Source organism: Streptomyces calidiresistens (assembly GCF_014141525.1).
GTDB classification, from domain to species: domain Bacteria; phylum Actinomycetota; class Actinomycetes; order Streptomycetales; family Streptomycetaceae; genus Streptomyces; species Streptomyces calidiresistens.
This window is the reverse complement of sequence record NZ_VKHS01000217.1, coordinates 1-7148: the sequence shown is the minus strand read 5'-3', so window position 1 is coordinate 7148 and position 7148 is coordinate 1. Positions and strand designations below refer to the sequence as shown.

At 71.7% G+C, this 7148-nt stretch carries 8 protein-coding genes; 2 read left to right on the top strand and 6 right to left on the bottom strand.

All coding sequences use genetic code 11. The features are described 5' to 3' along the window. The coding region (locus FOE67_RS11445; protein ID WP_228473779.1) for a DUF5914 domain-containing protein at positions 1 to 535 on the top strand (535 nt) is incomplete at its 5' end. Between the two features lie 65 nt (positions 536 to 600). On the opposite strand, the gene FOE67_RS11440 is transcribed toward FOE67_RS11445, so the two are convergent. Beyond that, the gene (locus FOE67_RS11440; protein WP_182663227.1) at positions 601 to 1005 is read right to left on the bottom strand and encodes a hypothetical protein; all 405 of its coding nucleotides are present in this window, start codon (positions 1003 to 1005) and stop codon (positions 601 to 603) included. A 188-nt stretch (positions 1006 to 1193) separates the two neighbouring features. Continuing rightward, positions 1194 to 1796 (bottom strand): NAD(P)H:quinone oxidoreductase, encoded by a 603-nt coding sequence (gene wrbA, locus FOE67_RS11435; RefSeq protein ID WP_182663225.1) that lies wholly within the window; start codon positions 1794 to 1796, stop codon positions 1194 to 1196. A 168-nt stretch (positions 1797 to 1964) separates the two neighbouring features. Between wrbA and FOE67_RS11430 the strand changes: the two genes are divergently transcribed. Next, positions 1965 to 2648: a ribonuclease H family protein gene (locus FOE67_RS11430; protein WP_182663223.1), complete on the top strand. Its 684-nt coding sequence runs from the start codon at positions 1965 to 1967 to the stop codon at positions 2646 to 2648. Between the two features lie 423 nt (positions 2649 to 3071). Here FOE67_RS11430 and FOE67_RS11425 read toward each other — a convergent pair whose 3' ends face one another. The 4 genes from FOE67_RS11425 to FOE67_RS11410 all read right to left on the bottom strand — a co-directional run bounded on the left by FOE67_RS11425 (position 3072) and on the right by FOE67_RS11410 (position 6410). Continuing rightward, positions 3072 to 3446 (bottom strand): STAS domain-containing protein, encoded by a 375-nt coding sequence (locus FOE67_RS11425; RefSeq protein ID WP_182663221.1) that lies wholly within the window; start codon positions 3444 to 3446, stop codon positions 3072 to 3074. A 573-nt stretch (positions 3447 to 4019) separates the two neighbouring features. After that, positions 4020 to 4985: a 3-oxoacyl-ACP synthase III family protein gene (locus FOE67_RS11420; RefSeq protein ID WP_323384739.1), complete on the bottom strand. Its 966-nt coding sequence runs from the start codon at positions 4983 to 4985 to the stop codon at positions 4020 to 4022. After that, a complete protein-coding gene (locus tag FOE67_RS11415; RefSeq protein ID WP_182663219.1) occupies positions 4982 to 5587 on the bottom strand; it encodes a DUF2165 family protein in 606 nt (201 codons plus the stop codon). The genes FOE67_RS11420 and FOE67_RS11415 overlap by 4 nt, the downstream gene beginning before the upstream one ends. Before the next feature lie 34 nt (positions 5588 to 5621). After that, the gene (locus tag FOE67_RS11410) at positions 5622 to 6410 is read right to left on the bottom strand and encodes an AfsA-related hotdog domain-containing protein (protein ID WP_182663217.1); all 789 of its coding nucleotides are present in this window, start codon (positions 6408 to 6410) and stop codon (positions 5622 to 5624) included. Positions 6411 to 7148 lie beyond the last annotated feature (738 nt).

Genomic DNA, 7148 nt, shown 5'->3' with positions numbered 1-7148 from the left:
CCCCGACCCCGCCGGCGCCCTCGACGCCGTCTACACCGGTTTCGGCGTCTGCGAACCGCAAGACGTGGTGGCCAACCGCCTCGACCCCTGGCACGGGGCCTGGTTCCACCCCTACTCCTTCGTGGACCTCACGGTCAACCGTGCCCCGGACGAGGGGACCCCGGACGAGGGCGACGGTTTCGTCGTCGATGTCTCCTTCAAACTCGCGGGCCGAGTCGTCGTCCCCGTTCGGGCCGTGTTCACCGCCCCCGAGCCCCGCACCGTCGTCATGCACATCGTCGAGGGCGAGGGCGAGGGTTCGGTCGTCGAGACCCACGCCACCCCCATCGGTCTCGACGCACACGGACGCCCGCGCACCGCCGTGGTCGAAGCCGTCGTCTGCGCCTCCGAACGTCCCGGCTTCGCCCTCGCCCGGGCCGCGGCGCCCCTGATGCGCCCCCTCATCCGCACCGCCGCCGGCCGCCTGTGGCGGGACGATCTCGCCTATGCCGAACGCCGCTGGGCACTGCGGGCCTCCGGTCGGTTCCCGGGCTGATCCACGCTCCCCTCCACCACACATCGGGGCGGGAACCCCTCCGCCCCGATGTCCCCGACCCCGGGTCAGTCCGGCGTGGCGCGCCCCGAGAGGCGGAGCCGAACCTCCACCTCGTGCTCGCCCGGCACCGTCCCGCGCTCCTCCGTGGCGAAAGCCGTCTCCAGGGCCTTCCGCACCCGCCGCACCGGGGGAACGGTGCCGTACAGCACCGCCTCCACCGTCTCCCCGAGCCCCGAGGAGTCCTCCGGCGGGCCGATCGCGTCGGGATCACCGCTGCCGGTGTTCACCACCAGCGACCACACCACCCTTCCGTTCCCCCTCGACGCCCCGCTGCCCGCGCCCGTGCCCTCCACCTCCTCCGTGCCCCGGGGGAAAGCCCTCCGCAGGGCACGGAACACGGTGTCGGCGGTCTCCCGATCACAATCGGTGACCTGAACGTCCACGCAGTCGTCGGTATCGACCGTGCTCATAGCCCACCACTCCTCGGTACTCCGATTCCCGGCCACGACCGGTACGTCCGACGGTACGCCGCGCCGGCGCACCGGGCACGGGGACACGTCCCTCGCGCCCCGGGCCTCCCCGTCCCGCCGCCGAGAGGCCCTCCCCACGACGGGAGCCGAGGGACCCCGTACGGGGTGCCCCCGTCCCACGGGCTTCCTCAGCCCTGCAGCCGCGCCGCGATGTCGGCCAGATGCCGCCCCTGGTAGCGGGCCGCCGCCAGGGTCGCCTCGTCCGGCCCCTCACCGCCCCCACTGGGCCACCCGGTGCCGTAGGGGTTCCCACCCGCCTCGAACAGCAACGGATCGGTGTAGCCGGGCGGCACGATCACGCATCCCCAGTGGTAGAACACGTTGTTCATCGACAGGATGGTCGACTCCTGCCCCCCGTGCTTGTTGAGAGCCGAGGTGAAGCTGGTCACGGGCTTGTTGTGGAAGGCCCCGGCCTGCCACAGCCCACCGGTCTGATCGATGAACTGCTTCAACTGGGCGGTGACGTTCCCGTACCGGGTGGGGCTGCCGAAGGCGTACGCCGTCGCCCACTCCAGATCCTCCAGCGTCGCCTCCACGACCTCGTCCTTCGTCGCGTCCATGTGGGCCCGCCATTCGGGATTGGCGTCGATGGCCGAATCCGGAGCGAGCTCGGGCACCCGGCGCAGCCTCACCTCCGCCCCCTGGCCCTCGGCTCCCTCGGCCACGGCTTTGGCCAGGTGGTACACGTTCCCGGTGGCGCTGTAATAGACCACGGCGACTCGAACACTCATGGGCGATCTCCGAATCCTCGGTGTTCCGGTGCTGCCTCGACTTTCCCGTGCGGGGGGTGGGCACACCCCCTCGCCACGACTTCCGTCCCGGGGCTTCCACCGGACGCAGTAACCCCGGGGTGTCCGTCCCGTACCGGACCCGCGTTCCCGACCCGGGATCATCGGAACATGGTTGAACGAGTCATCGGGGCCTGCGACGGAGCCGCCAAGGGAAATCCCGGCCCGGCGGGATGGGCCTTCGTCCTCGCGGACTCCACGGGGACGCCGCAGCGCTGGCAGGCCGGTCCGCTGGGACACAGCACCAACAACATCGGCGAACTCACCGCCCTGGAACGACTGCTGGGCGCCACCGACCCCGCCGCCCCCCTGGAGGTCCGTCTCGACAGCACCTACACCCGTGACGCGGTGACGAAATGGCTGCCGGGATGGAAGCGCAGGGGGTGGAGGACCGCGGGCGGCAAACCGGTGGCCAACCGGGAACTGATCGAGCGCATCGACCAACTCCTCGACGGGCGCGATGTCGTCTTCGTCCACGTCCCCGCCCACCGGGTGGACGGGGACCCGCTGAACGCCATCGCGGACAAGGCCGCGAGTGACGCAGCCCGCACCCAGCGAGCGGGCGGGGGCACGGCGGCGGACCTTCCGGTGCCCGACCCCGTCACGGTCCCCCGATCCCGGACCGCCGGGGCCGACGGGGCGTCCACCACCCGGAACCGCTCGCGGGGCCCGCGGACCCTCGCCGCCAGGTTCCCCGGTACCTGTCCCTGCTCCCGTCCCTACGCCAAGGGCGACACCATCACCCGGGTGGGGACGAGCTGGGGCCACCCCGACTGCGCGGCCACCCGGACCTGATCACCAACGGCCCGGTTCCCGCGAGGCGGGGCCGGGCCGGGCACGGAGCCCCCGGCGCGGTGGCACCGGCCCCGGAGCCGCCGTGGCGCGCCTCCTCCGGACGGCCGGAGCGCCCCCGCCCGCCGGGGCCCGTGGGCGAGTCGCACGACGACGGGAAGGTCGGCCGAAAACCTTCCGATCGAGGGTGTCCCCGACGATCCGTCCCCACCCGGCAGCGGACGGGCCCCGCCCGGCACCACGACGCGACCCGCGCCGCGTCGGTGGTCGCGGGGCCCTGCCCGGGGAACGTCGGATCGCGCCGCACCGCCTCGACCGGGGCAGCGCGGCCGGGGGACCGCACCGGCCCGCAGGAGGCCGCCGCATCACCCGGGCCCGACCGGATCCCGCCCGGGAAGCCGTCCCGCCCCACCCCGGGACATCACCTCACCCGGGCGACGAATCCGAGGGCACGGCGGCCAGGGCACCGGGGACATCGGGGTGGGCGGGAAGAATCTGTTCCAGACCGGTGGTGTCCAGCACCTGCCGCAACCACCCGGGGACGGCGGCCAGCAGCAGCGCCCCGCCCTCCTTCTGCAGGCGCCTGTACAACTCGATCATCACGCTCAGGCCCCCGGACTCCAGGAATTCCACCCCGGACAGATCCAGCACCACATGGCGAACGGTCCCGTCCGGCAACACCCCCAGGCCCTCGCGCAGCGTGGGCAGATTCCAGGTGTCGATCTCCCCGGCGAGAGCGACCACCGCGACCCCCGTCCCCCGGTGCTCGATCGTCATCCGGATGCCGTCCTCACCGACCATGCTTCTCGTTCCGTTCCGTCGCGGTGGGGAAGCCGTCCCGTCGCGAACACCAGTGGAGCCGAACACATACTTTCACGCCGGCCCCCGTCCCGACCGACCCCGTACCCCGGGACACACCGAGGGCCGGACACGGGATGAGGGCCGAGCGCGAAGTCCTCCGGGAGCCTTCCGCCCGGGGCCCCGCCCCGACGCGCCCGTGGCACCTCATCGCCGAACGCGGTCGCCCCCGATCCGGCCGGGGGAGGACGCTCCCACGTTCCCGCCCCCGCCGGGGAGGCGGACACACTGGGGCGCGGTGAACCGGGAGGAGATCACCGGGATCCACCACTTCGCCATCGCAGTTCTCGCCCGGATCGCCGATACCGGCCCTCGTGTCACGACCCGCCCCGCTCCGGGACACGAGACCCCCACAGCCGTCCCGCCGACACGGGTCCGCCCCGCATCCGGGGCGGACCCGTGTCGGTTCCCACACGGTCCACGGATCGACCCGCGGGCGAAACAGCGACGTCCCGCCCACCGGGGGCCTCGGTGGGCGGGACCCGTCGCGCGGACTTCCCGTGTGGACCGTGCCCCTCAGGTCCGGATCAGGGCCATGCCGACGGCCATGCCGCCCCCGAAGGCCAGTAGCAGTGCCGATTCGCCGGGTGCGCAGGTGCCCGTGCGGTAGGCCCGGTCCAGGGTGAGGGGTACGGCGGCCGAGGCGGTGTTGCCGTAGCGGTCGACGGTCTTGTGGACCACGGTCCCGGGCAGGAGACCCAACTCGGCGGCGATTTTGTCCACCAACACGCCGTTGGCCTGATGGACGAAGAGGTGACGGATGTCGGCGAGTGCGACCTCGTTGTCGGCGAGAAACGCCCCGACCGCAGGGGGGACCTCGCGCAACACGAAGTCGGAGACCGCACGCCCGTCCATCCGGAACAGGCCACCGGGCGGGACCTCGATCAGCGACCGCCGCGAGCCGAAACTGCGCAGTCGGGTGGCGAGGATCTCGCCGCGCCCCTCCTGCCGCGCCGGCCCGAGCACCACTGCGCCCGCACCATCGCCGAAGAGCACCACCGTGCGATGGTCGGTGCGATCCAGGATGCGTGAGTACAGGTCCGCACCGATGATCAGCGCGTGGCGACCGGCCTCGCCGGTGGCCAACAGACCGCGGGCGGTGGCCAGGGCGAACAGGAAGCCGCTGCACACCGCGTTGAGGTCGAGCGCGGCGGCACCGACTGCCCCGAGCCGGTCCTGCACCGTGCAGGCGGTGGGCGGCTGCGGTTGGTCGGGGGTGGAGGTGGCCAGCACTATCAGGCCCAGTTGCTCCGGCGCGACGTCGGCGGCGGCCAACGCCGCACGGGCGGCGTGCTCGGCCGCGTCGGCCGTGCTCGTCCCCTCGTCGGCCCATCGGCGTTCGACGATGGCGGTCTTGCGGGTGATCCAGTGGCTCGGTCCGCCGGTGTGGGCGACCACCTCGTCGTTGCCGACGACGCGGTCGGGAACCCACGAGCCCGTGCCCAGGATGGCGGCTGCCCCGGTGGTCGTCGCGGTCGTCACTCCGTCACCTCCCGGACGAGGGCGCGGGCGGTGAGCGGCAACAGATTGACGACGACGGCGACGAGGGCACCGATGATCAACAGGGTGAGGTGAACCTGCTGCACAGGGCCCAGATGCATCCAGTAGCCGAACCACAGGCCCCCCACCAGGAAACCGATGAACAATCCGAGGAAGGCCACCAGGGAGTGGTTGGTGTGCCTCAGGAAATCGACCAGGCCGGTGCCGCCCTTTCGGCGCAGCACCCGCACCCCGGTGGCCACGGCCCGCCACATCAGGGCGACGGTACCGACTTGGTGGGCAATGACCGCGATGAGGGCGGGAACGGCCAGGGATTCCGGCATGGCTCGCCACTCGAGGCCGTTGGCGCGGAGCGGATCCTCTTTCAGCGCCTCCATGGAGATGGTCTGTTCCAGGAGTGCCCGATTGGTGCCGAAGTCGGTGATGTTGTTGATCGCGATGAGACTCAGCCAGACGGTGATGCCGCCCAGCAGGACCACGGCCAGGGGGAGCAGGCCGCTGTGACGGGCGGCGTGGGCCGACGGGTCGGCGCCGATCGAGGAGGTGGCGTGGTCGGGGGACACGTGTGTGGACTGCACACTCATGGCGCTCTCCTGCTCTGTCGTGCCAACGAATCGATCAGCCCGCGGAGACCACGGAGGCGAGGGGTTCGTGACCCGCGCCACCGAGCACGGTGGTCACGGCCCGAGCCGCGATGACGTGCTCCTTGGCCGAGATGCGTTCCGCGTCGTGGGCGGTGAAGTCGATCCGCGCGACGGCGCACCGGTGGCCGGTCTGTCGCAGTTCCAGGTCGACCGTCATCGCGAGTCGGGACGGATCGTCGGTCCGGGAGTCGGTGACCGTGCAGTCGATGTCGGCGTCGAGCGGGAAGACGAAGCGCTCGAAGCGGATGTCCATCCCGTGCCAGATGTAGTAGTAACGCCGAGAGGGCTGCCGCGAAGCGGTGAATCGCTCGCAGCAGGCGATGAACATCTGACGGAACGCCTCCACCACGACCATGCCCTGGACGTGCTCGCCGCTCTGGTGGTCGAGGAGCAGTTCGTTGTCGGAGTGCAGCCGCAGGGCGGCGTGATATCGGCCGGGGGAGAGTTCGCAGAGGCCGCTGAGGAGGACGTTGACCTCGCGGTGCTTGTGCACCTGCGCCCGGGGGACGGGATCCGGGTCGTTGGGCTGCATGAGCAGCTTGTCGCCCAGGCCCCGGGCATCCAGGGCACCCCGCACGTACTCGCGTTCGTAGTCGGTCACGCCCTGGCCCTCCCAGACGAGCAGGGGACCGGACAGCGTGTCGTAGGCGCCGGCTCCCACCTCGGCGACCAGTTGCGAGACGGTGCGGACGTTGTCGTGCGAGGCGAAGGCGGCGAACCGGTCGCCGACCAGACAGACACTGCTTAACCGGTGGTCGGACATGCGGGACCCTTCGGATCTTGGATGAGTGGATGGTCGAGCACGCGGACGAATCCGGGTGGCGCACACGACTTTTCCAAACATCTAGTTGGTTGAGAACTCCGAAGCATTGTGAGGTGTGCCACAAAAAGGCACACAAGCTACTCATATTGAGAGAACTTGACGCTTGCGTGAACAAGGTGTTTCATCCGGGCACGCTTCGCCCCGGGCTTCCCGGACTTCCCGCAGGGCCCCGGGTCGCGAGCCGGAGAGGCGGGGTCAGTGGCCGACCAACCGGGAGGGCCTCGGATTCTCCGCCGGTGTCGACCGAGCGGTTCACCCGGTTCGATCTCCGGGCGGACGGGATGCCGGACGATGCCGAGTTCGTGGAGACGGGGTTGTTCGTTCGCCGGCGCGGTGGACCCTGCCCGGCCGGAAGGTGTCCGGGCGGTGCCGCGTCGGGGCCGGGACGGGCCCCGGACATCGAACCGCCCCGGCGGTTCGGAGCCTTTTCCTCTCCGCTCGACCGGCGGGCCCCACCGGATCCCCGGTCGCGGGGCGAGTCCGTCTCATGACCCTCGGGGTCCGGCCCGCCCGACCACGGGGCCGGGTCCCCCCGGGGACCGCTCGACACGCTTGACGCCCCGTCCCGGTTCCCGTCCGGCCCGTCCTCCGGCGGGCCTCGTCGCCGGGGAACTCCGGAGGCAGGGGAGGAGGAGCCCCGGCCGGGTGCCGGCGCCGGGAACGGGGGCCGTTCGGGGC

What these genes read in the sequence shown, in the direction of transcription:
- wrbA (WP_182663225.1), bottom strand. Translation starts at nt 1,796, where the DNA reads ATGAGTGTTCGAGTCGCCGTGGTCTATTACAGCGCCACCGGGAACGTG.
- FOE67_RS11440 (WP_182663227.1), bottom strand. Translation starts at nt 1,005, where the DNA reads ATGAGCACGGTCGATACCGACGACTGCGTGGACGTTCAGGTCACCGAT.
- FOE67_RS11425 (WP_182663221.1), bottom strand. Translation starts at nt 3,446, where the DNA reads ATGGTCGGTGAGGACGGCATCCGGATGACGATCGAGCACCGGGGGACG.
- FOE67_RS11410 (WP_182663217.1), bottom strand. Translation starts at nt 6,410, where the DNA reads ATGTCCGACCACCGGTTAAGCAGTGTCTGTCTGGTCGGCGACCGGTTC.
- FOE67_RS11430 (WP_182663223.1), top strand. Translation starts at nt 1,965, where the DNA reads ATGGTTGAACGAGTCATCGGGGCCTGCGACGGAGCCGCCAAGGGAAAT.
- FOE67_RS11415 (WP_182663219.1), bottom strand. Translation starts at nt 5,587, where the DNA reads ATGAGTGTGCAGTCCACACACGTGTCCCCCGACCACGCCACCTCCTCG.